Here is a 23,191-nt window from a genome sequence, read left to right as displayed (position 1 = left end):
CTTCCAGGGGTGGGAACAAGGATATTCAGGAGAAAACGTGCCACGATTCCGTACTATTTGCTCGGCTTGCCTATGCCTGGTAAGCACGTGGGCCAGCGCTGCCAACGTGCGTTTACAGGTAGAAGGGCTAAGCGGTGAACTGCAAAAAAACGTTCGCGCTCAGCTTTCAACTATCCAGAGTGATGAAGTTACGCCAGACAGGCGTTTCCGTGCGCGTGTGGATGACGCTATCCGTAATGGATTGAAAGCGCTCGGCTATTATGAGCCAACCATTGATTTCGACCTGCGGCCACCACCAGCCAAAGGACGCCAGGTTTTGATTGCCAAAGTTGATCCCGGCCCGCCAGTGCTGATTGGCGGCACCGATGTGATTCTGCGCGGCGGAGCGCGTGACGATAAAGACTACATCGCGCTGCTCGGTGAGCGCCCAAAGATTGGCACTATCCTCAATCATCACGATTACGACAGCTTCAAAAAAGATCTTTCCAACATTGCGGTGCGAAAGGGTTATTTCGACAGTGAATTCCTTAAAAGCCAGCTAGGTGTTTCGCTTGAGCGCCGCCAGGCGTTCTGGGACATCGATTACAACAGCGGCGAGCGTTATCGTTTTGGTGCCGTGACTTTTGAAGGCTCACAAATACGCGAAGAGTACCTGCAAAACCTTGTGCCTTTTAAACAGGGCGATTACTACCAATCGAAAGACCTGGCGGAGCTAAACCGCCGTTTATCCGCGACAGGTTGGTTTAATTCGGTTGTGGTTGCGCCGGAATTCGACAAGTCTCGCGAAACCAAAGTATTACCGTTGCATGGTGTTGTTTCACCACGTACTGAGAACACCATCGAAACCGGTGTGGGTTATTCCACCGATGTTGGGCCGCGCGTAAAAGCGACGTGGAAAAAACCGTGGATGAACTCTTACGGCCACAGCCTGACCAGCAGCATCAGCCTTTCCGCTCCAGAACAGATCGTTGATTTCAGCTACAAAATGCCGCTGCTTAAAAACCCGCTGGAACAATATTATCTGGTGCAGGGCGGCTTTAAAGCGACCGACTTGAACGATACTAAGTCCGACTCCAGCACCCTCGCGGTCTCACGATACTGGGATTTATCCAGCGGTTGGCAGCACGCCATTAACCTGCGCTGGAGCCTCGATCACTTTACCCAGGCAGACGTCACCAACACCACGATGCTGCTTTATCCTGGTTTGAGCCTTAACCGTACCCGTTCGCGTGGCGGTTTGATGCCAACCTGGGGCGATTCCCAACGCTATTCGATTGATATTTCCGATACCTCATGGGGCTCGGACGTCGATTTCGGGGTATTCCAGGCGCAGCAAGTCTGGATTCGAACGTTGCAGGAAAAGCACCGTTTTGTGGTGCGCGGCAATGTGGGTTGGATTGAAACCAATAACTTCGACAAAGTGCCGCCAGACTTGCGCTTCTTTGCCGGTGGTGACCGCAGTATTCGCGGCTATTCCTACAAATCCATCTCGCCTGAAAACGACAAAGGTGAACTGACCGGTGCGTCAAAAATGATTACCGGATCGCTTGAGTATCAATACAACGTTACCGGGAAATGGTGGGGGGCGGTGTTCGTCGATTCTGGCGAAGCGGTCAACGATATCAAACAGAGTAACTATAAAACGGGTGCAGGCTTTGGCGTGCGCTGGCAGTCGCCGGTTGGGCCAATCAAACTCGATTTAGCGGTCCCGGTGGCTGATAAAGATGAGCATGGTTTACAGTTTTACATCGGTTTGGGGCCTGAACTATGAGTCGTTGGAAGAAAATAAGCCTCGCGGTGTTGGTTTTTGTAGCGCTGCTGATTGGCGCGGTGGGTTTCCTGGTGGGAACCACTACCGGTTTGCACGTCTTATTTAACGCCGCTAACCGCTGGGTGCCGGGGCTGGATATCGCAAGCGTCACGGGCGGCTGGCGCAATCTGACCATCAAAGGTTTGCGCTACCAACAACCTGGCGTTGATGTGAATGCTGGTGAAATTAATCTCGCGGTGAAACTGGGTTGCCTGCGTGATAGCAGCCTGTGCGTGAATAATCTCTCGCTTAAAGACATTGATGTCGTTATTGACAGCAAAAAAATGCCGCCGGCAGCACCGGTTCAGGAAGAGGACACCGGCCCGCTTAATCTCACCACGCCGTATCCGATTACCCTAAGTCGCGTGGCGCTTAATAACATCAATATCAAGATTGATAACACCACGGTTTCGGTGATGGAGTTTACCTCTGGTCTTAACTGGCAAGAACGTAACGTGACCGTCACGCCCACAAACCTCGAAGGCTTGCTGATTGCGTTGCCGAAGGTTGCCAAAGTCGCTCAGGAACAGGTGGTTGAGCCGAAGATCCAGAACCCGCAGCCAGAAGAGTTGCCGCTGGGCGAAACGCTCAAACAGTTGTTTGAAAAGCCAGTTTTGCCAGAAATGACCGATGTGCATTTGCCGCTGAACCTGAATATTCAGGAGTTCCGTGGGGCGAACTTACGCCTGACTGGCGACACCGATTTACTGGTCAGCAGCCTGTTGCTAAAAGTCAGCAGCATCGACGGCTCTCTTAAGCTTGATGCGCTGGATGTTGATTCCTCGCAAGGGCTTGTCAACGCCACTGGTAGCGCGGAATTACGCGATAAATGGCCGGTCGACTTAACCTTAAACACCACGCTGAATATCGACCCAATCAAAGGCGAAAAGGTGAAGATGAAGATTGGCGGGGAGCTGCGGGATGTGCTGAAAGTGGGCATGAATCTCTCAGGCCCGGTTGATCTTGAACTCACTGCGCAAACTCAGCTTGCTGAAGCAGGCTTGCCGCTCAACCTTGAAGTGGTCAGTAAGCAACTTTACTGGCCATTTACCGGGAAGAAAGAGTACCAGGCCGACAACCTGAAACTGAAATTCAGCGGCAAAATGACCGACTATAAGTTGTCGTTCCGTAGCGATGTGAAAGGCGAGCAAATTCCGCCAGCCACCATCACTCTGGATGCGGCAGGCAACGAGCAACAGCTTAATCTCGACAAGCTGCGAGTTGCTGCGTTGCAGGGCAACACTGACTTGAAAGCGGTGCTCGACTGGAGCAAAGCCATTAGCTGGCGCGGCGAGCTGAAACTCGACGATATCAATACGGCGAAGCAATTCCCGGACTGGCCTGCGAAACTCGACGGCCTGGTGAAAACCAGCGGCAGTTTGTATGGCGGCAGTTGGCAGGTGGATGTCTCCGAGCTAAAACTTGCCGGGAATGTCAAAAATAACAAACTAAACGTTACCGGAAAGCTCAACGGCAACAGTTACATGCAGTGGAAAACTCCTGGGCTGCATATCGAGCTGGGGCGCAACAGTGCTGATGTTAAAGGGGAGTTAGGGCCGAAAGATCTGGAGCTTGATGCCACCATCGATGCACCGAATCTCGACAATGCTTTACCGGGACTTGGCGGCACAGCGAAAGGCACAATTAAAGTGCGTGGCGATGTGAAAGCACCGCAGCTGCTGGCAGACCTTACCGCGAATAACCTCCGCTGGCAGGAGCTGTCGATTGCAAGAGTCTTGCTGAAAGGGGATGTGAAATCCACCGATCAAATCGCCGGGAATCTGGATCTGCGCGTTGAGCGTATTTCCCAGCCAGGGGTCGATCTCAGCCTGGTAACACTTGACGCAAAAGGCTCCGAAAAACAGCACCAGTTAAAACTGCGCATTCAGGGCGAGCCGGTTTCCGGGCAGCTTGATTTAAGCGGCAGCTTTGACCGTGCGGAAGAACGCTGGCGTGGCAATCTCAGCAATACGCGCTTTGAAACGCCGGTTGGTCCTTGGTCGCTGAACCGCGCTCTGGCACTCGATTACCGCAACAAAGAGCAGAAAATTAATATTGGCGCGCATTGCTGGACGAACCCGAATGCTGAACTTTGCGTGCCGCAGCCGATTGATGCCGGTGCAAAAGGCCGTGCGTTGGTCAATCTGAACCGCTTTGATTTAGCGATGCTCAAACCGTTTATGCCGGCTGATACACAAGCGGTGGGAGCATTTAGTGGCCGTGCGGATGTTAGCTGGGATGCGGAATCTGAAGGCTTGCCACAAGGTTCAGTTACGCTCACGGGTAACGGCGTGAAAGTCACGCAAATGGTGAACGACAGCCCGTTGCTGGTGGCGTTCGACACGCTTAATCTCAATGCCGAGCTTAAAAACAACCAGGCCAAACTAGGCTGGTTGATTCGCGTTGCTCAAAACGGCCAGTTCGATGGCCAGGTTCGAATTAGCGATCCACAAAACCGCCGCAACCTGGCGGGGAATGTGAATATGCGCAACTTTGATTTGGCGATCGCTAACTCCATATTCTCACGTGGAGAAAAAGCCGCCGGAAAGATTAACGCTAACTTACGTCTGGCGGGGAATTTAGAGCGCCCGCAAGTTTTCGGCCAGTTGCAAGTTAACGGCGTGGATATCGACGGCAACTTTATGCCGTTTGATATGCAGCCAAGTCAGTTGGCGATGAACTTTAACGGCATGAACTCGACACTTGCCGGAACGGTGCGTACGAAGCAGGGTGATATTGCTCTGAGTGGCGATGCGGACTGGACGCAAATAGACAACTGGCGCGCGCGGGTGGCAGCGAAAGGCAACAAGGTGCGTATTACGGTGCCGCCGATGGTGCGCCTTGACGTTTCACCGGATGTTGAGTTTGTCGCGACTCCTAGCTTGTTCACGCTTGATGGGAGTGTAGACATCCCGTGGGCACGAATTGTGGTGCATGAAGTCCCGGAAAGCTCAGTGGGTGTGTCCAGTGATGAAGTGATGCTCGATAAAGACCTGAAGCCGATTAAACCGCAAACGGCAAGCATTCCTATCAACAGTAATCTGGTGATTCATGTTGGTAACAATGTGCGCCTGGATGCGTTTGGTTTGAAAGCGCGTCTGAATGGCGATTTAAAAATGGTGCAAGACCGTCAGGGTCTCGGCCTGAACGGGCAGATCAATATTCCTGAAGGGCGTTTCCATGCGTACGGACAGGATTTGATCGTGCGTAAAGGCGAGCTGTTATTCTCAGGCCCGCCAGACCAGCCATTATTAAATATCGAAGCGATTCGTAACCCAGAAGCGACGGAAAACGACGTAATAGCCGGTGTTCGTGTCACGGGAACAGCAGATGAGCCGAAAGCTGAGATATTTTCTGATCCGGCCATGTCACAGCAAGAAGCCTTGTCCTACCTGCTTCGCGGGCAGGGTTTAGACAATTCTGGCGACGATGGTAACGCCATGACGTCAATGCTTGTTGGCTTGGGGGTTGCACAAAGTGGTCAGGTTGTGGGTAAAATCGGCGAGACGTTTGGCGTAAGCAATCTGGCGCTTGATACCGCAGGGGTGGGGGATTCCTCACAAGTGGTGGTCAGTGGCTATGTACTGCCAGGTCTCCAGGTAAAATATGGAGTGGGTATTTTTGACTCATTGGCGACACTAACACTGCGTTATCGCCTGATGCCTAAGCTGTATCTGGAAGCGGTGTCTGGTATCGATCAGGCACTTGATCTGCTTTATCAGTTTGAGTTTTAGCTATGCGAATTTTTGTTTACGGCAGTTTACGACGCAAGCAAGGTAACAGCCACTGGATGACCAACGCCCAGTGGCTTGGGGATCATCATGTTGAAAATTACGCTTTATACAGCCTTGGCCATTATCCGGGGGTAGTGCCGGGTGAGGGGTCTGTGGTGGGTGAAGTGTATCGCATTGATGCTTCTACACTCTCTGAGCTTGACGCTTTGCGCACTAAAGGTGGCGAGTATAAACGTCAGCTAATTCAGACTCCTTACGGCAGCGCATGGATGTATGTGTACCAGCGTTCGGTGGAGGGGTTAACCCGCATCGAAAGCGGAGATTGGCTGGATAAAGATAGCGAGTAGTTCATTCCCAAACGGCCACTCATCTGAGTGGCCGTTTCACTTTTGCAGACGCATAAAAAAACACCGCCATCTGGCGGTGTTTTCACAAGCATTAAGCGAGGGTAAGAATTACTTCTTAGCGCGCTCGAAGGAAGCAACGATTTCAGCTTTAGCTGCTGCTGCATTGTCCCAGCCTTCAACTTTAACCCATTTGCCTTTCTCGAGAGCTTTGTACTGCTCGAAGAAGTGGGAGATCTGCGCTTTCAGCAGTTCTGGCAGGTCGTTCACATCTTTAATGTGATCGTATTCTTTGCTCAGTTTGGTGTGCGGAACCGCAACCAGCTTGGCATCTTCGCCAGCTTCGTCAGTCATTTTCAACACGCCAACTGGACGGCAACGAATAACAGAACCTGGTTGCAGTGGGTATGGAGTTGGGACCAGAACGTCAACCGGGTCACCGTCTAAAGACAGGGTGTGGTTGATGTAACCGTAGTTGCACGGGTAGAACATTGCGGTAGACATGAAACGGTCAACGAACAGCGCGCCGGTGTCTTTATCAACTTCATATTTGATAGGATCAGCGTTTGCTGGGATTTCGATAACAACGTAGATGTCTTCTGGCAGATCAATACCCGCAGGGACGTTGAGTAAGCTCATGTCTTTTTCCTTTAAACTGGTGTCATTCAAGTGCCGCGTATTATAGCTAACTCGATTTAAATGTCTTCGCCTCTTTTTGCCTTCATTTCTCACCTGCTGCCGTTTCCAGAACCTTCCGACAACGGGAAAATCCATAAACATAGCCGTATTCTTTATAAATTTTTGTAAGCGGTTACAAGGATATGCGCGACTTGTTGGAATTGTGATGTAACTCATTCTGTTACACCACACGTCGTCTATAGTTTTTTCGACGCCCAGATTTTAACCAACAATAACCCTACGAGGATGTCCCTATGTGGAAGCGCTTACTTTTGGTCTCTGCAGTCTCCGCAGCCATGTCGTCTATGGCAATAGCTGCTCCGTTAACGGTCGGATTTTCGCAGGTAGGTTCTGAATCCGGCTGGCGAGCAGCAGAAACATCGGTTGCGAAGAGTGAAGCTGAGAAACGCGGCATCACGCTGAAAATCGCAGACGGCCAACAAAAACAAGAAAACCAGATTAAAGCCGTACGTTCATTCATCGCCCAGGGCGTTGACGCAATCTTCATTGCGCCAATCGTCGCCACGGGTTGGGAGCCAGTATTACAAGAAGCAAAAGAGGCCAAAATCCCAGTATTCCTGCTCGACCGTAATATCGATGTGAAAGATAAATCGCTGTATATGACCGTTGTCACCGCCAACAACGTGCTGGAAGGCCAGTTGATTGGTGAATGGCTGCTTAAAGAGTTGAATGGTAAGCAATGTAACGTGGTTGAGCTACAAGGCACCGTAGGCGCGAGTGTGGCAATCGATCGTAAGAAAGGTTTTGCGGACGCCATTTCTAAAGCGTCTAACGTGAAAATCATTCGTTCTCAATCTGGCGACTTTACCCGCAGTAAAGGTAAAGAGGTTATGGAGAGCTTCATCAAAGCCGAGAACAACGGCAAAAATATCTGCATGGTTTACGCGCATAACGATGACATGGTGATCGGTGCGATTCAGGCAATCAAAGAAGCGGGTCTGAAACCGGGCAAAGACATTCTGACCGGTTCAATTGATGGCGTGCCGGATATCTACAAAGCGATGATCGACGGCGAAGCGAATGCAAGCGTTGAGCTGACGCCAAACATGGCAGGCCCGGCGTTCGATGCACTCGAGAAGTTCAAGAAAGATGGCACCATGCCAGAAAAAGTGACCATCACCAAATCAACGCTGTACCTCCCGGATACCGCGAAAGAAGAGCTTGAGAAGAAGAAATCGATGGGCTACTGATGAGTTATGCCCCTCCTGAAACGGAGGGGCTGTTTTATGTAGGGCGGATAAGCGTAGCGTCATCCGCCATTAAGGCACGGGCCAGATCGAGGGCGCTGCGCTTATCTCACCCTACAGTTGTGCGTTGGCAGGAGTGCGTTCATGAACACAAACAACAATCAGGAAATTCTGCGCACGGAAGGCTTATCGAAACATTTCCCAGGGGTTAAGGCGCTCGACAAAGTGGATTTCAGCCTCAATCGCGGCGAAATCATGGCGTTACTGGGTGAAAACGGAGCAGGAAAATCAACGCTAATTAAAGCCTTAACCGGTGTTTATCAGCGCGATAGCGGCAATATTTATCTCGAAGGGGAGCAGATTTCCCCGAAGAATACCGCCCATGCCCAACAGCTCGGCATCGGTACGGTGTATCAGGAAGTCAATCTGCTGCCCAATATGTCGGTGGCGGATAACTTGTTTATCGGCCGCGAGCCGCGTCGCTTTGGGTTTATACAACGCAAAGAGATGGAAAAACGCGCCACCCTCCTGATGGAGTCCTATGGATTCTCGCTGGATGTCGCCGAGCCGCTTAACCGCTACTCCGTCGCGATGCAGCAAATCGTTGCCATTTGCCGGGCCATCGATCTGTCGGCCAAAGTGCTGATCCTCGATGAACCGACCGCCAGCCTCGACACCAAAGAAGTTGAAATGCTGTTCACCCTGATGCGCCAGCTGCGTGACCAGGGCGTCAGCTTGATCTTCGTCACTCACTTCCTCGATCAGGTTTACGAAGTCACCGATCGTATTACCGTTCTGCGCAATGGATCGTTTGTGGGTACGCGAAATACAAAAGATCTGCCGCAGATAGATCTGGTGAAAATGATGCTGGGGCGCGAGCTGGAAACCAATGCCCTGAACCGCGCAGGTCGCACGTTACTGAGCGACAAACCGATCGCCGCATTTAAAGATTTCGGCAAGAAAGGGGTGATCAACCCGTTCAATCTGGAGGTCCGTCCGGGTGAGATCGTCGGTCTGGCGGGTTTATTAGGATCCGGGCGCACCGAAACCGCCGAAGTCATTTTTGGGATCAAACCCGCAGACCAGGGCAACGCGTGGATCAAAGGTAAGCCGCAATCGCTGCGATCGCCGCATAAAGCTTCGTCTCTCGGGATTGGTTTTTGCCCGGAAGATCGCAAAACTGACGGCATTATTGCCGCCGCTTCGGTGCGTGAAAATATCATTCTGGCGTTACAGGCCCAACGCGGCTGGTTGCGCCCCATCCCTAAGCGTGAACAGTATCAAATAGCTGAACGGTTTATTCGCCAGTTGGGCATTCGTACGCCTGGCCCGGATCAACCGATCGAATTTCTCTCCGGTGGTAACCAGCAAAAAGTGTTGCTCTCGCGCTGGCTGTTGACCAAACCGCAGTTCCTGATCCTTGACGAACCGACGCGCGGGATCGACGTTGGCGCACACGCCGAAATTATCCGTTTGATCGAAACTCTGTGTGCCGATGGCCTGGCGCTATTGGTTATCTCCTCTGAACTCGAAGAACTGGTGGGCTATGCGGATCGCGTGATCATCATGCGTGACAGGCAGCAAGTGGCCCAGATCCCGCTCGACGAACTTTCCGTATCGGCAATTATGAATGCCATTGCGGCATAAGGAGTAAAACGTGATGTCTCGTTCATTGCCGCAAACGGATGCCGAAAAGCCAAAGCGAAGTTTTCGCTGGCCGCCGGGTATTCCGCAGTTAGTTGCTCTGGTGCTGGTGCTACTGGTTGATAGCCTGGTCGCTAACCATTTCTTTGATATCGTGGTGCAAAACGGGCGGCTGTTCGGCAGCCCGATAGACATTCTTAACCGTGCGGCACCGGTCGCATTACTTGCCATTGGTATGACGCTGGTGATCGCCACCGGCGGTATCGATCTTTCCGTCGGGGCGGTGATGGCGATTGCTGGTGCGACGGCTGCGACGTTAACTGTCGACGGGCACAGCCTGACGGTGGTTATTCTGGCATCCCTCGGCGTCGGTGTTCTGGCGGGGTTGTGGAACGGCATTCTGGTGGCCATCCTGAAAATCCAACCGTTTGTTGCCACGCTGATTTTAATGGTGGCCGGGCGCGGTGTGGCTCAACTTATCACCGCCGGACAAATCGTTACTTTTGATTCACCAAACCTCTCGTTTCTGGGCAGCGGTTCGCTGTTCTTCTTCCCGACACCCGTGATTATTGTGCTGGCAACGCTGCTTGTCTTCTGGCTATTTACCCGCAAAACGGCGCTGGGCCTGTTTATCGAATCGGTTGGGATTAACATTCGCGCGGCGAAAAATGCCGGGGTAAATACCCGCCTCGTCGTGATGCTGACTTACGTGTTGAGTGGCCTGTGCGCTGCCATCGCCGGGATTATCGTTACCGCCGATATTCGCGGTGCTGATGCCAACAACGCCGGATTGTGGCTGGAACTGGACGCTATTCTGGCGGTAGTCATCGGTGGCGGTTCGTTGATGGGCGGGCGTTTTAACATCGCGCTTTCGGTGATTGGTGCGCTGATCATTCAGGGCATGAACACCGGCATTTTGCTTTCTGGCTTCCCGCCTGAGCTTAACCAGGTGGTGAAAGCGGTGGTGGTGATGTGCGTGCTGATTGTTCAGTCGCCGCGTTTTATTGCTTTGCTCAAAGGACTCCGTCGCCATGATCAAACGTAACTTGCCGTTGATGATTACCCTGGCGGTGTTTGTGCTGGGGTATCTGTATTGCCTGACGCAATTCCCCGGCTTCGCATCAACGCGTGTGATTTGCAACATTCTTACCGATAACGCATTTCTGGGAATTATTGCCGTCGGCATGACCTTTGTGATCCTCTCGGGCGGTATCGATCTTTCTGTCGGTTCGGTGATCGCCTTTACCGGCGTGTTCCTCGCCAAAGCGATTGGCTTCTGGGGTTTGTCGCCGCTGGTGGCCTTCCCGCTGGTGCTGCTGATGGGCTGCGCGTTCGGTGCGTTTATGGGGCTGCTTATCGACGCGCTGAAAATCCCAGCCTTTATTATCACGCTTGCCGGGATGTTCTTCCTGCGTGGGGTCAGTTATCTGGTTTCGGAAGAGTCGATTCCGATTGATCACCCGATTTACGACACCCTTTCAAATCTTGCCTGGCGTATTCCCGGCGGAGGACGTTTGAGTGCCATGGGCCTGCTGATGCTGGCCGTGGTGGTGATTGGCATTTTCCTTGCGCACCGTACCCGTTTTGGTAACCAGGTTTATGCGATTGGCGGAAGCGCAACTTCGGCAAACCTGATGGGGATTTCCACCCGCAGCACCACGATTCGCATTTATATGCTCTCTACCGGGCTGGCGACTTTGGCAGGAATCGTCTTTTCACTCTATACCTCTGCGGGTTACGCGCTGGCTGGAATGGGTGTTGAGCTGGATGCGATTGCCTCTGTGGTTATCGGCGGCACGTTGTTAAGCGGTGGCGTGGGAACGGTGCTCGGCACGCTGTTTGGTGTGGCTATCCAGGGGCTAATTCAGACCTATATCAACTTTGACGGCACGCTAAGTTCGTGGTGGACGAAAATCGCTATCGGCATTTTGCTGTTTATTTTCATCGCCCTGCAACGCGGCCTGACGGTGCTGTGGGAAAACCGCCAAAGCTCGCCTGTGAAACGCATTAACGTAACGCCCGGTCAAAGCTGACTCGCTTTGTCTAATGTTTACCCGGTGACGGTCGATAACATCTCCATCGTTTCTATCGTTTTGTCACCGGGAAAAGAGCATGTTGAAAAATTTGTCTATTCGCACGGGGCTGCTGACGCTGTTGGCAGTGATGACCTTCCTGTTGTTATTTGTCAGCGGCATGGGCATTTTTGCTCTGCAACAAAGCTCAACCTCACTCCAGAATATCAATCGCCTACAGGGCGAGCAGATGGTGCGCTTGTCTGATGGCTATGTTTCGTTGCTACGTGCGCGTAACGGTGCAGGGCAGGCGGTTCGCCAGATGGAAATTGGCCTGCTGGAAGATGCCACCAAATCTACCGATTACGTTGCCAGTGATGTGGCGGCGGCTCAACAGCAGCTAAAAGAGTTTATCGACAGCGGCGTCGGCGACGAAGAGGGCAATCGCCTGATTCAAAACTTATCGCAGAGTTATGCGGACTACCTCGCAAAAGGCATCAACCCGATGCTTGCAGCGCTCACCAAACAAAGCCCTGACGATTACTATGACCTGTTGGAAAAGACACTGATTCCGCTGTCGCAAAAGTTTGATACCGATGTGGAGATTTTCAAACAGTGGGGCGAGGCGCGCGGCAACAGCGAAGTTGAAGCGGTGCAATTGCATAAGAAAATCGTCCTTACGCTAATTATTATTGCCGCACTGCTCACCGCCGGGATAATCGTGCTGGTATGGCTGGCGCTCCGCTATTTACTGCTCAAGCCGTTGAATCAGTCGATTGAGCAACTGGAGTTTGTCGCCAAAGGTGATTTAACCCAGACGTTGCCACCAGCTGGCAATAACGAATTTGGCCGCCTGGCGACGGCAATTACCATCATGCGAGATTCCTTGATGGAATCGGTAAGCCGCGTGCGCGATGCCAGCTCGCAAATTGATACCGGCAGCCGCGAACTGGCCGCAGGCAACCAGAACCTTGCCCAGCGCACTGAATCGACCGCCACTTCTCTTGAGCAAACTGCCGCCAGCATGGAGCAGATTACCGCGACGGTGAAACAGAACGCCGACAACGCCGAGCAGGCGCATAAACTGGCGAAAGACGTTTCTGATACAGCCGATCGCGGCAGTGAAATGGTGTGCTATGTGATTGAGAAAATGCGTGATATCTCCAGTAGTTCTGACCGTATTGCAGACATCCTGAGCGTTATCGACGGCATCGCCTTCCAGACCAATATCCTGGCGCTGAACGCCTCTGTAGAAGCGGCGCGTGCTGGTGAACAAGGGCGCGGGTTTGCGGTAGTGGCGGGCGAAGTTCGTACTCTGGCAAGCCGCAGTGCTGATGCAGCAAAAGAGATCCGCACGCTGATTTCGGACTCGCAAAATCATGTTGGCGAAGGTCGTGAACTGGCGCAGCAAGCCGGGGAAACGATGGATGAAATCGCTGAAGAGGTGATGCGCATGACCAGATTGGTGAGTGAAATCGCTAACGCCTCGAACGAGCAAAGTTATGGTATCGAACAGGTGAATATCGCGGTCAGCCAGATGGATGAGGCAGCGCAGCAAAATGCGGCATTGGTTCAGGAATCAACAGCAGCTACGCGCTCACTTGAAGAGCAGTCGCAGCATTTGGTGGCTGCGATGGCGACGTTCAGGTGTACCCGTCATACTTGAAGCCGCATCTGCGTTGGCAGCGTTCAAATCTGCTGAAAGCAGATTTGAACGCTGCTAGCAGCGGCCCGAAGGGGTAGGCCCATGAATGGGCCTAATAATCACTTACCCTAGTAAGCTCATCGGGATTTGCTCACTTGCCGCCTTGATGCAACTTCAATTATTTAGGGTATAAATCTACCCTCATCCTCCGGGAGGGTGAGGGTAAAATTTATGCATCCGGATACTCACGGATAAAGCGTTCTACATCATCGACCATATGTTCGTTCCCAACGAAGAACGGACGGCGCTGGTGCAAGGTTTCCGGGATGATATCCAGAATACGTTCTTTGCCATCACTCGCTTTACCGCCAGCCTGTTCTGCAAGGAACGCCATCGGGTTGCCTTCATACAGCAAACGCAGCTTCCCTTGTGGGTGGCTTGCGGTGCTTGGGTAGAGATAAATCCCACCTTTCAGCAGATTGCGGTGGAAGTCGGCAACCAGAGAACCGATATAACGTGAGGTGTACGGGCGCTGGGTGTTGGAATCTTCTTCCTGGCAGAACTTAATGTACTTTTTCACACCCTGCGGGAAACGGATGTAGTTCCCTTCGTTGATGGAATAGGTGCTGCCAATTTCCGGGAAGCGCATACGCTCTTGGCACAGGCAGAACACGCCAAGGGAAGGATCGTAGGTGAAGGCATGAACGCCACAACCGGTGGTATAAACCAGCATGGTTGAAGAGCCGTAAACCACATAACCCGCCGCGACCTGACGGTTGCCGGGCTGGAGGAAATCGGCTTCGGTGACAGGAGTGCCTACCGGCGTAATACGGCGATAGATGGAGAAAATGGTACCAACTGATACGTTCACGTCGATGTTTGATGAACCATCAAGTGGGTCCATCAGTACAACATACTTGGCATGTTCCGCGCCTTCGAAAACAACGATGTCATCTTCTTCTTCGGAAGCAACACCGGCCACAATCCCTCGGGCTTTCAGTGCTGCTTTCAGTTTTTCGTTTGCGAACAGGTCAAGTTTTTGCTGCACTTCGCCCTGAACGTTTTCAGCTCCGCTGGCACCCAGAATATCAACCAGACCTGCTTTGTTGATATCACGGTGGATGATTTTTGCGCCGAGCTTTATTGCCGACAACAAGGCAGTCAGTTCACCGGTTGCGTGCGAGAACTCGTGCTGCTTTTCGACAATAAATTCACCTAACGTTTTCATAACACTTTCCCTGCTTCAGTTAATTAAATGAAACGACTGCAACAATCCTAACAAAGATTCAAATAGTAGCGTACAGGTGAATCGCGCCAGCAAAATACGGAATTAACTTAAATGCGATTTGCCAGCATCCAACATACGGTTAGAATGTGCGCCAAATAATAAAAGGATAGTTTTATGCGTATTCATATTTTGGGTATTTGCGGCACGTTCATGGGCGGCCTTGCTATGCTGGCTCGTTCACTCGGCCATCAGGTTACGGGCTCGGATGCCAATGTGTACCCTCCAATGAGCACTCTGCTTGAAGAGCAGGGTATTGAATTAATTCAAGGTTACGACCCAAGCCAACTCGATCCACAGCCGGATCTGGTGATCATCGGCAACGCAATGACGCGTGGAAATCCGTGCGTTGAAGCGGTGCTTGAGAAAAGTATTCCTTACATGTCTGGCCCACAGTGGCTGCACGATTTTGTGCTGCGCGACCGTTGGGTACTGGCTGTGGCGGGGACTCACGGTAAAACTACCACCGCAGGTATGGCAACGTGGATTCTGGAAGCCTGTGGCTACAAGCCTGGCTTTGTGATCGGCGGCGTACCGGGTAATTTCGATGTTTCTGCACGCTTGGGCGATAGCCCATTCTTTGTGATTGAAGCTGACGAATACGACTGTGCGTTCTTCGATAAGCGTTCCAAATTCGTGCATTACTGCCCGCGTACGTTGATCCTCAATAACCTTGAGTTTGATCACGCGGACATCTTTGACGATCTGAAAGCGATTCAGAAACAGTTCCACCATCTGGTGCGTATTGTGCCGGGGCAGGGGAAAATCATCTGGCCTGAGAACGACACCAACATTAAGCAGACGCTGGCAATGGGTTGCTGGAGTGAACAAGAGCTGGTGGGCGAGCAAGGCCACTGGCAGGCGAAGAAGCTTAATCCTGATGCATCCAACTGGGAAGTGTACCTGGATGGCGAGCGTGTCGGAGAAGTTCACTGGCAGCTAGTTGGCGAACACAACATGCATAACGGGCTGATGGCGATTGCCGCGGCACGCCATGTGGGTGTTACCCCGGCAGATGCCGCGAAAGCACTTGATAGCTTCATCAATGCCCGTCGTCGCCTTGAATTACGTGGCGAAGCGCATGGCGTTACGGTATATGACGACTTTGCTCACCATCCAACGGCGATTCTGGCAACACTTTCGGCATTGCGTAGCAAAGTTGGCGGTACCGCACGTATTCTCGCGGTGCTTGAGCCACGCTCTAACACCATGAAAATGGGCCTGAGCAAAGATGATCTGGCACCTTCTTTAGGTCGTGCAGACGAAGTCTTCTTACTTCAGCCTCCGCATATTCCATGGCAAGTGGTTGAAGTGGCAGAAGCCTGTATTCAGCCTGCTCACTGGAGTGCAGATGTCGACACTTTGGCGGATATGGTGGTGAAAACGGCTCAACCTGGCGACCATATTCTGGTGATGAGCAACGGTGGTTTCGGTGGTATTCACCAGAAGCTGCTGGATGCACTGGCTAAAAAATCAGATAACCAGTAATCGTACTCCCCTACCATGCCAGCTCGGCCATCGGGCTGGCATTTCCTGGCCTACCAATATGCTCACAGTTAAACGTATTACCTCTCCTGATGCTCCGTGGTTTTCGCCCGTGGATGCGTTATATGAAAGCGCTTTTCCATGGCATGAGAAACGTGAACCCGAAGCTAAGGTGAGTGCGCTCAGTAGTCCAAACTACACTTTGCAAGCCTGGTTTGATGGTGAGCAGTTTATTGGCATGATTGCGTCATGGAGTTTTGGTGATTACACCTACATTGAGCATCTGGCGGTAAACGGGGAATTACGGGCACAAGGATATGGCAAAAGAATGTTGAGCCAGTTTCTGCAAATGCAGCCGCTGACCATTCTGGAGATCGATCCGTTAACGACTGATATTGCCCAGAAACGCCTGCGATTTTATCAAAAGCTCGGCTTCCATGAGAATGGATTTAATCATTATCATCCGACTTACCACATTGATATATCAGATCATGAGCTGATTGTTTTGAGCTACCCGCATGCGATTAGCAGCGATCAATATCAGCGATTTAATACGGATTTATCCAGTGTGGTAATGGGGCGGGATTAATATGCCAGGCACTAATAAAAATGCCCGCAAATTTGCGGGCATTTTTTAGGCCTGGGTTTCAGCCAGTTCGCGCAGATATGAGAAAATCTGGCGATAAGATTTTGGCGGCTTATTTGCGGCCTTTTCTTTTTGTGCGTTACGAATCAGTACACGTAATTGCTGGCGGTCAGCTTCTGGGTAAAGTCTTAACACTTCACTCATTGCATCATCGCCTTCCTCAACCAAACGATCGCGCAGTGCTTCCAGTTTATGGAACAGTGCGACTTGTTGGTTGTGACGGTTTTTCAGTTTATCGAGTGCTACGCGGATAGGGTCCATGTCGCGCGAACGCATCATTTTGCCAATTAACTGAACCTGACGGCGACGGCCTTCTTTTTTGATTTTCTGAGCCAAATCAATAGCGGCACGCAAATCTTCATCAAGAGGGATTTTGTCGAGCGCATTTTTGCCCAACTCCATCAGTTCCATACCCAGGCGTTTTAACTCCTCGGCATCACGTTTAATTTCGCTTTTACTGACCCAGATAATCTCATCATCTTCGTCTTCATTTTCGTTATCTGGTACGTCGTCGAGCCAGTCATCGGGCTGCTTAGTCATATTAGGCTCCTTAAAAAAAGTGGCTAATTCTACCAGTAAAGCCTGTTCACTGCGAAATTGTTCTGTTCTGGGTTAGACTTAATTCACTCACCTTACATTATGGCAGTAGCGATGAAAGTAAACACGCAAGTAGCACAACAACGTCAGGTTCTGGAACAAGCGGTATCTCAGGCGCTGGAACTGGCTTCCGCTCAGTCCGATGGCGCAGAAGTTGCCGTCAGTAAAACCACTGGTATCAGCGTAAGTACCCGATACGGTGAGGTGGAAAACGTCGAATTTAACAGCGATGGTGCGTTAGGCATCACCGTTTATCATCAAAACCGTAAAGGTAGCGCATCCACAACAGACCTTAGCCCGGATGCCGTAGCGCGCACCGTGCAGGCGGCGCTGGATATCGCCCGTTACACCTCTCCAGACCCGTTTGCCGGTGTGGCAGATAAAGAGTTACTGGCTTATGAAGCGCCAGACCTGGATCTTTTCCACCCAACGGAAATGGACGCTGACCGCGCGATTGAGCTGGCTGCTCGCGCTGAAAATGCGTCATTGAACGTCGATAAGCGCATCAATAATACCGAAGGCGGCAGTTTTAACAGCCACTACGGCATTAAAGTATTCGGTAACAGCAACGGTATGCTGCAAAGCTACTGTTCAACGCGCCATTCGCTTTCTAGCTGTGTTATCGCAGAAGTTAATGGTGAGATGGAGCGTGATTACGCCTACACCATTGGCCGTGCGATGGAAGATCTCGACAGCCCTGAATCGGTGGGTATCGAATGTGCTCGCCGCACATTAGCGCGCCTGTCTCCTCGCAAACTGTCTACCATGAAAGCGCCGGTCATCTTTGCGGCTGAAGCTGCAACGGGCCTGTTCGGTCACCTGGTTGGCGCGATTGCGGGTGGCTCGGTTTACCGTAAATCCACGTTCCTGCTGGATTCTCTTGGCAAACAAATCCTGCCGGAATGGCTGACCATTGAAGAGCACCCACATTTGCTCAAAGGCCTGGCCTCTACACCATTTGATAGCGAAGGGGTTCGCACAGAACGCCGCGACATTATCAAAGACGGTGTCCTGCAACAGTGGCTGTTGACCAACTATTCCGCGCGCAAACTGGGTCTGAAAAGCACCGGTCATGCGGGTGGTATCCACAACTGGCGTATCGAAGGGCGCGGCCTGGATTTCGCGGGTATGCTTAAAGAGATGGGCACAGGGCTGGTGGTGACCGAGCTGATGGGTCAGGGCGTAAGCGGCATTACTGGCGACTACTCTCGCGGCGCGTCCGGTTTCTGGGTTGAGAACGGTGAAATTCAATATCCGGTGAGCGAAATCACTATCGCCGGAAACTTGAAAGATATGTGGCGTGAAATGGTCACAATTGGTAGTGATATTGAGAAGCGCAGTAATATTCAATGTGGTTCAGTGTTGCTCCCAGAAATGAAAATTGCTGGGCAGTAGTTAACCGTAACAGGCGCGTCCTGCCGCGCCTTTCTAATAAAAAAGGTGAGTTAATGCGTAAGCAATTAATTGCAATGTTGGCAGTATCGACCGTGTTATTTTCCGCAACGAGCATGGCGAAAGATGTAGGCGATGACATGGATACCATCGCTGAAAATTACAAAACCGTATTGAAGACCGAAAATGCGGCAGAGTTAAAAACCTCGCTAAACAATATGCGAACCGCAGCGCTGGATGCGCAAAAGGGCACACCACCAAAACTCGAGAACAAAGCGGCAGATAGTGCCGAGATGAAAGATTATCGTCACGGTTTGGATTTACTGGTTGGACAGATTGACGGTGCGCTGAAACTTGCCAACGAAGGCAAAGTGAAAGAAGCGCAGGCAGCAGCAGAAGAATTTAAAACCACTCGCAATGCCTACCATAAAAAATACCGCTAAGCTCATACTGGCCCCTAACCCCTAAGGGGCCGGAACATATCTGTTTATCTTATAAGGACATCTGATTTATGAAACCGATTCAAACCTTCATCAAAGGTGCTGCTACTGTTTCCCTACTGGCATTCAGCATTATGTCCGCCAATGCCACCGTCCTGCCTGTAGCAGGTGATTTCCAGGCCGATCATTTTTCCGCGAAAGTTGTTTCTGTTGATCAAAAAAATCATGTTGTGGTGCTGGAAGGGGAAGCAGGGAATAAAGTCTCTCTGAACGTTCCGCAAGAAGCCGGTACGCTGGCGAATATCAAAGCGGGCGATACGGTTGATACTACCGTTACGCGTTCCGTAGCCATTGCTTTTGATACCAACGTTGATAAAGCCGCACCTACGGCTTCAACCACCAAAGGGATGGAAAAAGCGACCAGTGGCTCACCTGAGCACGAAGCCTTTCGCCAGGTTAACGTTCAGTTGAAAATTAAACACATCGATCTGAAAAAGAATGAAATCACCTTCGTAGGGCCAAAAGGTCAGGAAAAAACGGTAACCGTTGAAGACCCTAAAGTTCAGGCAAAATTGAAAGATCTGAAAGTAAACCAAAGCGTGCGCGTGACTTACACCGACTCAATCAAAATCACTGCCCACCCGGCTAAATCATAATAGCTGATGCTTTAAACTCCTCTTTCTGCATCGTGGGAAGAGGAGAGTTTTTTCAGTCAAAGGTGAAACGCCACCCGCTTTCCGTTAGGGAGAGTGATATCAATACTCAGTTCCCCACCCAGCGCTGTCACATAACGTTTAAGAGTTGATAACCGTGGGTCATTGCCGGTTTTCTCAATTTTTGCGAGCGTTGGTTGTGATACACCAATGGTTCGGGCCAATTCAGTCTGTGAAATATTGAGCTCTTCACGCAACTGGCTGAGTATTAATTCCTGGCGTAAAACTTCGATTTTTTTAGCAATACGCTGTTGGCTTTCAGGGCTTTGTTGTGACAGCAACTCTTTGTAAGTAGACATATTACCTCTCCAGTTTAGCCAAGTGATTACGATACTCTGATTCAGCCCGCAGAATCATACTGCGATAAAATTGCTGCCCGTTTTTCCCGGTTTTATCACCAGCACATAAAATGATGGCCTGGCGTTGTGGATCAAAAGCGAAAAAGGCACGTATCGGGTTTCCGGCATGCTGAATACGAAGTTCTTTCATGTTGGGAAATACGCTGTCTTTTAAGGTATCGACATACGGCCGACCCAAATGCGGACCAAACTCTTCAAGGAACCCCATCATCGCAAGGACATCTTCTCTGAGCATTTCGTTTTGCGCTAAAAACCATTGATCAAAAACTTCCGTTGTCAGAACGTTCCACATCACTTTATCCCATAGCCAGAAGGCTATTGTTCAATCATAGCCTTTTAGCTATGAACTTAAAAGAAAGCGAAATGAAAATTGCGCTTTTCTCGTGAAGAATCGAGCGCATTCTACAAACTAGCTGCCAGCATCCTATTTTCACAGCTTCACGATGCGGCCTTTCTCGTAAGTTGGATTTTTAGGTAAGTCGCTAGCCCATCAATTCAGTGCTCGCCTTCCACCCCGATCACAAAACCAAAAATCCATTATTACTCTAAGGCTAATGATTGTTCCCCGAGCTTAATTGATGGTCTAACCAGTGAGGCGCACAATTTAACCAAGCTAAAGCAAATCAGAATGATTGGCTGAATCAGGAGGTTAAAATGACGGCTTTCCAAAAGCCAGCACGCCAGTGGAACACACGCCGCACCGAGAAACAGCGTCGTATGGCTTCCACCAACGTGCAGGGCAAGGTGCTTCCAACCGATAGCCTTGTCGAAATGTTGGAAAAACTGATCGCTCCAGGCGATCGCGTGGTGCTTGAAGGCAATAACCAAAAACAAGCGGACTTCCTTTCCCGCATGTTGGCCGAAGTCAACCCATCCAAAGTTCACGACCTGCATATGATTATGCCGAGTGTCGGGCGTAGCGAACACCTTGATATTTTTGAAAAAGGTATCGCCCGCAAGCTCGATTTCTCCTTCTCTGGCACCCAAAGCCTGCGCATCTCGCAGCTGCTTGAAGACGGTCAGTTAGAGATTGGCGCAATCCACACTTATATCGAACTCTATTCCCGCTTGTATGTGGATCTCGCACCAAACGTGGCACTGATTGCCGGTTTTAAAGCTGACCGCAAAGGTAACTTGTATACCGGCGCCAGCACCGAGGACACGCCAGCACTGGTCGAAGCTGCTGCATTCCACGACGGTATTGTTATCGCTCAGGTTAACGAACTGGTTGATGACGAATGCGATCTTCCGCGTGTGGATATTCCCGGCTCGTGGATTGACTACGTAGTTGTGGCCGACAAACCGTTCTTTATCGAACCGCTGTTTACCCGCGACCCGCGTCTTATCAAGCAAGAACACATTCTGATGGCGATGATGGCGATTAAAGGCATCTATGCAGAACATCAGGTTCAATCGCTCAACCACGGTATCGGCTTTAACACTGCCGCCATTGAACTGCTGCTGCCGACCTACGGCGAACAGCTCGGCCTGAAAGGCAAAATCTGTAAGCACTGGACGCTGAACCCGCACCCAACGCTGATTCCTGCTATCGAAAGCGGCTGGGTTGAAACCGTTCACTGCTTCGGCGGCGAACTGGGCATGGAAGAGTACGTGCGCGCTCGCCCGGATGTGTTCTTTACCGGTGCCGACGGTTCCATGCGCTCTAACCGCGCATTCTGCCAACTGGCGGGCCAGTACGCCGTCGATATGTTTATCGGTTCCACGTTACAGGTTGATGGCTACGCCAACTCCTCTACGGTGACTCGCGGTCGTCTTTCTGGTTTTGGCGGTGCGCCAAACATGGGCCATGACCCACATGGTCGTCGCCATGCAACGGCTGCCTGGCTTGCGATGCAGGCTCAACCAGACCTGATGCAGCGCGGCCGTAAGCTCGTTGTTCAGATGGTCGAAACCTTCCAGGCGGGTGTTAAGCCAACATTCGTGGAAAAACTCGATGCGGTGGACGTGGCTAAATCCTCCGGTATGCCGCTGGCTCCGGTCATGATTTACGGCGACGACGTGACCCACGTGCTGACTGAAGAAGGCATCGCGTATCTGTATCGTGCTGAAAGCATGGAAGAACGCCGCGCGATGGTGGCATCAGTTGCAGGTATTACAGATATCGGTTTGGGCGTGGATGCTAAACGCGTTGCCGCACTGCGCCAAAGCGGCAAAGTGGTCTTCCCGGAAGATATGGGCATTCGTCGCACCGACGCAACCCGTTCTCTGCTGGCAGCCAGCAGCGTGGCGGATTTAGTCGAATGGTCTGACGGTCTGTATAACCCACCTGCGAAATTCCGGAGCTGGTAATGAAACTACAGCCACAGATTGGGAGTGAAGGCAGCGCTGCATGGCTTGCAAGGGTTGCCACCCAAAGCTTGATCACAGAAGCACGCTTAAGCCCGAAACCTGGTCTTGTGGACAGTCGGGGAAGTGGTGCACATCACGACCTGACGTTGGAATTGATGGAGCGCTCTGCGCACAGCCTTTCCCCGACGTTTCATGCGCTGGCATTGCAAAGCTGGCAGCGCCCGGCAGATATCGCTCTGCGCCAACTCGTCGGCCGCTTAGGTCGTGAAGGTGAGGCGCAGATGATGATGGCTACAGGCGGAGTGAATACTCACCGGGGCGCTATCTGGGCGCTCGGTTTGTTGGTCTCTGCCGCCGCGATGCACGGCCTTGAAGGCAGCAGTGAAGAAATTGCGGCAAGTGCCGCAAAACTTGCCAGCCTGCCAGACAGTTCAGCACCAAAAGTTTTCAGTAAGGGGCTACTCGCAACACGGCGTTATCAGGTTCCCGGCGCTCGCGAAGAGGCGCAACTTGGCTTCCCGCACATCATGCAACTGGCGTTGCCGCAACTGCGCCGCAGTCGCCAGAACGGAGCAACGGAACCGCAGGCGCGGCTTGATGCACTGATGGCCATTATGACCTCGCTTAGCGATACCTGCGTGCTTTCACGTGCAGGCCTTGAAGGGCTGGAAACGATGCAAAACGGCGCGCGTAGCGTACTGGTTGCTGGTGGTACGGCAACATCTCAAGGCCGCGCGGCGCTCGCCTGGCTCGATAAAGAGATGCTGGCACTCAATGCCTCACCGGGTGGGGCCGCAGATTTGCTGGCCGCCACGCTGCTGATTGACCGCATCGCCTACGATAACGCGACGATTACCCCATTACCGCAACATTCACACTTTTAAGAGGG

20 protein-coding genes are annotated in these 23,191 nt (G+C 51.7%); 15 read left to right on the top strand and 5 right to left on the bottom strand.

Annotation, left to right across the window (positions count from 1 at the left end; genetic code table 11):
• The first annotated feature begins 37 nt into the window (after window positions 1-37).
• Genes tamA through GC128_RS09175 form a run of 3 tightly spaced genes read left to right on the top strand, consistent with a single transcriptional unit; the run spans window position 38 to window position 5,891 of the window.
• Window positions 38-1,771, top strand: a complete 1,734-nt coding sequence (gene tamA / locus GC128_RS09185) for an autotransporter assembly complex protein TamA (protein ID WP_064515769.1) — start codon at window positions 38-40, stop codon at window positions 1,769-1,771.
• On the top strand, window positions 1,768-5,544 hold the full coding sequence (gene tamB, locus GC128_RS09180; protein ID WP_151994041.1) for an autotransporter assembly complex protein TamB: 3,777 nt from the start codon (window positions 1,768-1,770) through the stop codon (window positions 5,542-5,544). The genes tamA and tamB overlap by 4 nt, the downstream gene beginning before the upstream one ends.
• 2 nt (window positions 5,545-5,546) lie before the next feature.
• Window positions 5,547-5,891: a gamma-glutamylcyclotransferase family protein gene (locus GC128_RS09175; RefSeq protein WP_151994040.1), complete on the top strand. Its 345-nt coding sequence runs from the start codon at window positions 5,547-5,549 to the stop codon at window positions 5,889-5,891.
• Window positions 5,892-5,999: 108 nt separating this feature from the next.
• On the opposite strand, the gene ppa is transcribed toward GC128_RS09175, so the two are convergent.
• Window positions 6,000-6,527: an inorganic diphosphatase gene (gene ppa, locus GC128_RS09170; protein WP_064515779.1), complete on the bottom strand. Its 528-nt coding sequence runs from the start codon at window positions 6,525-6,527 to the stop codon at window positions 6,000-6,002.
• 293 nt (window positions 6,528-6,820) lie between these two features.
• On the opposite strand from ppa, the gene ytfQ reads away from it, so the two are divergent.
• From ytfQ to GC128_RS09145, 5 genes are all read left to right on the top strand, one after another.
• The gene (gene ytfQ / locus GC128_RS09165) at window positions 6,821-7,777 is read left to right on the top strand and encodes a galactofuranose ABC transporter, galactofuranose-binding protein YtfQ (protein WP_064515782.1); all 957 of its coding nucleotides are present in this window, start codon (window positions 6,821-6,823) and stop codon (window positions 7,775-7,777) included.
• A 141-nt stretch (window positions 7,778-7,918) separates the two neighbouring features.
• A complete protein-coding gene (ytfR, locus tag GC128_RS09160) occupies window positions 7,919-9,421 on the top strand; it encodes a galactofuranose ABC transporter, ATP-binding protein YtfR (protein WP_151994039.1) in 1,503 nt (500 codons plus the stop codon).
• Window positions 9,422-9,431: 10 nt separating this feature from the next.
• Window positions 9,432-10,463, top strand: a complete 1,032-nt coding sequence (gene ytfT, locus GC128_RS09155) for a galactofuranose ABC transporter, ATP-binding protein YtfT (RefSeq protein ID WP_193216239.1) — start codon at window positions 9,432-9,434, stop codon at window positions 10,461-10,463.
• Window positions 10,450-11,451 (top strand): galactofuranose ABC transporter, permease protein YjfF, encoded by a 1,002-nt coding sequence (yjfF, locus tag GC128_RS09150; protein WP_151994037.1) that lies wholly within the window; start codon window positions 10,450-10,452, stop codon window positions 11,449-11,451. The genes ytfT and yjfF overlap by 14 nt, the downstream gene beginning before the upstream one ends.
• Window positions 11,452-11,530: 79 nt before the next feature.
• Window positions 11,531-13,096, top strand: a complete 1,566-nt coding sequence (locus GC128_RS09145) for a methyl-accepting chemotaxis protein (RefSeq protein ID WP_151994036.1) — start codon at window positions 11,531-11,533, stop codon at window positions 13,094-13,096.
• Between the two features lie 208 nt (window positions 13,097-13,304).
• Here GC128_RS09145 and fbp read toward each other — a convergent pair whose 3' ends face one another.
• Window positions 13,305-14,303 (bottom strand): class 1 fructose-bisphosphatase, encoded by a 999-nt coding sequence (gene fbp / locus GC128_RS09140; RefSeq protein WP_034492895.1) that lies wholly within the window; start codon window positions 14,301-14,303, stop codon window positions 13,305-13,307.
• Between the two features lie 174 nt (window positions 14,304-14,477).
• Between fbp and mpl the strand changes: the two genes are divergently transcribed.
• Together mpl and GC128_RS09130 are read left to right on the top strand one after the other, a co-directional pair.
• The gene (mpl, locus tag GC128_RS09135) at window positions 14,478-15,848 is read left to right on the top strand and encodes a UDP-N-acetylmuramate:L-alanyl-gamma-D-glutamyl-meso-diaminopimelate ligase (protein WP_151994035.1); all 1,371 of its coding nucleotides are present in this window, start codon (window positions 14,478-14,480) and stop codon (window positions 15,846-15,848) included.
• A gap of 58 nt (window positions 15,849-15,906) precedes the next feature.
• The gene (locus tag GC128_RS09130) at window positions 15,907-16,434 is read left to right on the top strand and encodes a GNAT family N-acetyltransferase (protein ID WP_151994034.1); all 528 of its coding nucleotides are present in this window, start codon (window positions 15,907-15,909) and stop codon (window positions 16,432-16,434) included.
• Window positions 16,435-16,479: 45 nt separating this feature from the next.
• Here GC128_RS09130 and yjgA read toward each other — a convergent pair whose 3' ends face one another.
• Window positions 16,480-17,031: a ribosome biogenesis factor YjgA gene (gene yjgA, locus GC128_RS09125; RefSeq protein WP_064515802.1), complete on the bottom strand. Its 552-nt coding sequence runs from the start codon at window positions 17,029-17,031 to the stop codon at window positions 16,480-16,482.
• A gap of 99 nt (window positions 17,032-17,130) precedes the next feature.
• On the opposite strand from yjgA, the gene pmbA reads away from it, so the two are divergent.
• The 3 genes from pmbA to GC128_RS09110 all read left to right on the top strand — a co-directional run bounded on the left by pmbA (window position 17,131) and on the right by GC128_RS09110 (window position 19,576).
• Window positions 17,131-18,483 carry a metalloprotease PmbA gene (gene pmbA, locus GC128_RS09120; protein ID WP_151994033.1) on the top strand — a complete coding sequence of 451 codons (1,353 nt, stop codon included), beginning with the start codon at window positions 17,131-17,133 and terminating at the stop codon, window positions 18,481-18,483.
• A gap of 53 nt (window positions 18,484-18,536) precedes the next feature.
• Window positions 18,537-18,923: a cytochrome b562 gene (cybC, locus tag GC128_RS09115; RefSeq protein ID WP_151994032.1), complete on the top strand. Its 387-nt coding sequence runs from the start codon at window positions 18,537-18,539 to the stop codon at window positions 18,921-18,923.
• Between the two features lie 68 nt (window positions 18,924-18,991).
• On the top strand, window positions 18,992-19,576 hold the full coding sequence (locus GC128_RS09110; protein ID WP_151994031.1) for a hypothetical protein: 585 nt from the start codon (window positions 18,992-18,994) through the stop codon (window positions 19,574-19,576).
• 56 nt (window positions 19,577-19,632) lie between these two features.
• On the opposite strand, the gene GC128_RS09105 is transcribed toward GC128_RS09110, so the two are convergent.
• Together GC128_RS09105 and GC128_RS09100 are read right to left on the bottom strand one after the other, a co-directional pair.
• Window positions 19,633-19,932 (bottom strand): helix-turn-helix domain-containing protein, encoded by a 300-nt coding sequence (locus tag GC128_RS09105; protein WP_151994030.1) that lies wholly within the window; start codon window positions 19,930-19,932, stop codon window positions 19,633-19,635.
• A gap of 1 nt (window position 19,933) precedes the next feature.
• On the bottom strand, window positions 19,934-20,284 hold the full coding sequence (locus GC128_RS09100) for a type II toxin-antitoxin system RelE/ParE family toxin (RefSeq protein WP_151994029.1): 351 nt from the start codon (window positions 20,282-20,284) through the stop codon (window positions 19,934-19,936).
• A gap of 362 nt (window positions 20,285-20,646) precedes the next feature.
• Here GC128_RS09100 and mdcA point away from each other — a divergent pair, with 362 nt between their 5' ends.
• Both mdcA and GC128_RS09090 read left to right on the top strand, forming a co-directional pair.
• Window positions 20,647-22,302 carry a malonate decarboxylase subunit alpha gene (mdcA, locus tag GC128_RS09095; protein ID WP_151994028.1) on the top strand — a complete coding sequence of 552 codons (1,656 nt, stop codon included), beginning with the start codon at window positions 20,647-20,649 and terminating at the stop codon, window positions 22,300-22,302.
• A complete protein-coding gene (locus tag GC128_RS09090; protein ID WP_151994027.1) occupies window positions 22,302-23,186 on the top strand; it encodes a triphosphoribosyl-dephospho-CoA synthase in 885 nt (294 codons plus the stop codon). Before mdcA ends, GC128_RS09090 begins: the two co-directional genes overlap by 1 nt.
• Window positions 23,187-23,191 lie beyond the last annotated feature (5 nt).

The sequence above is a fragment of the Buttiauxella massiliensis genome (assembly GCF_902500225.1).
GTDB classification, from domain to species: Bacteria; Pseudomonadota; Gammaproteobacteria; order Enterobacterales; family Enterobacteriaceae; genus Buttiauxella; species Buttiauxella massiliensis.
This window is presented reverse-complemented; position numbering and strand designations above follow the sequence as displayed.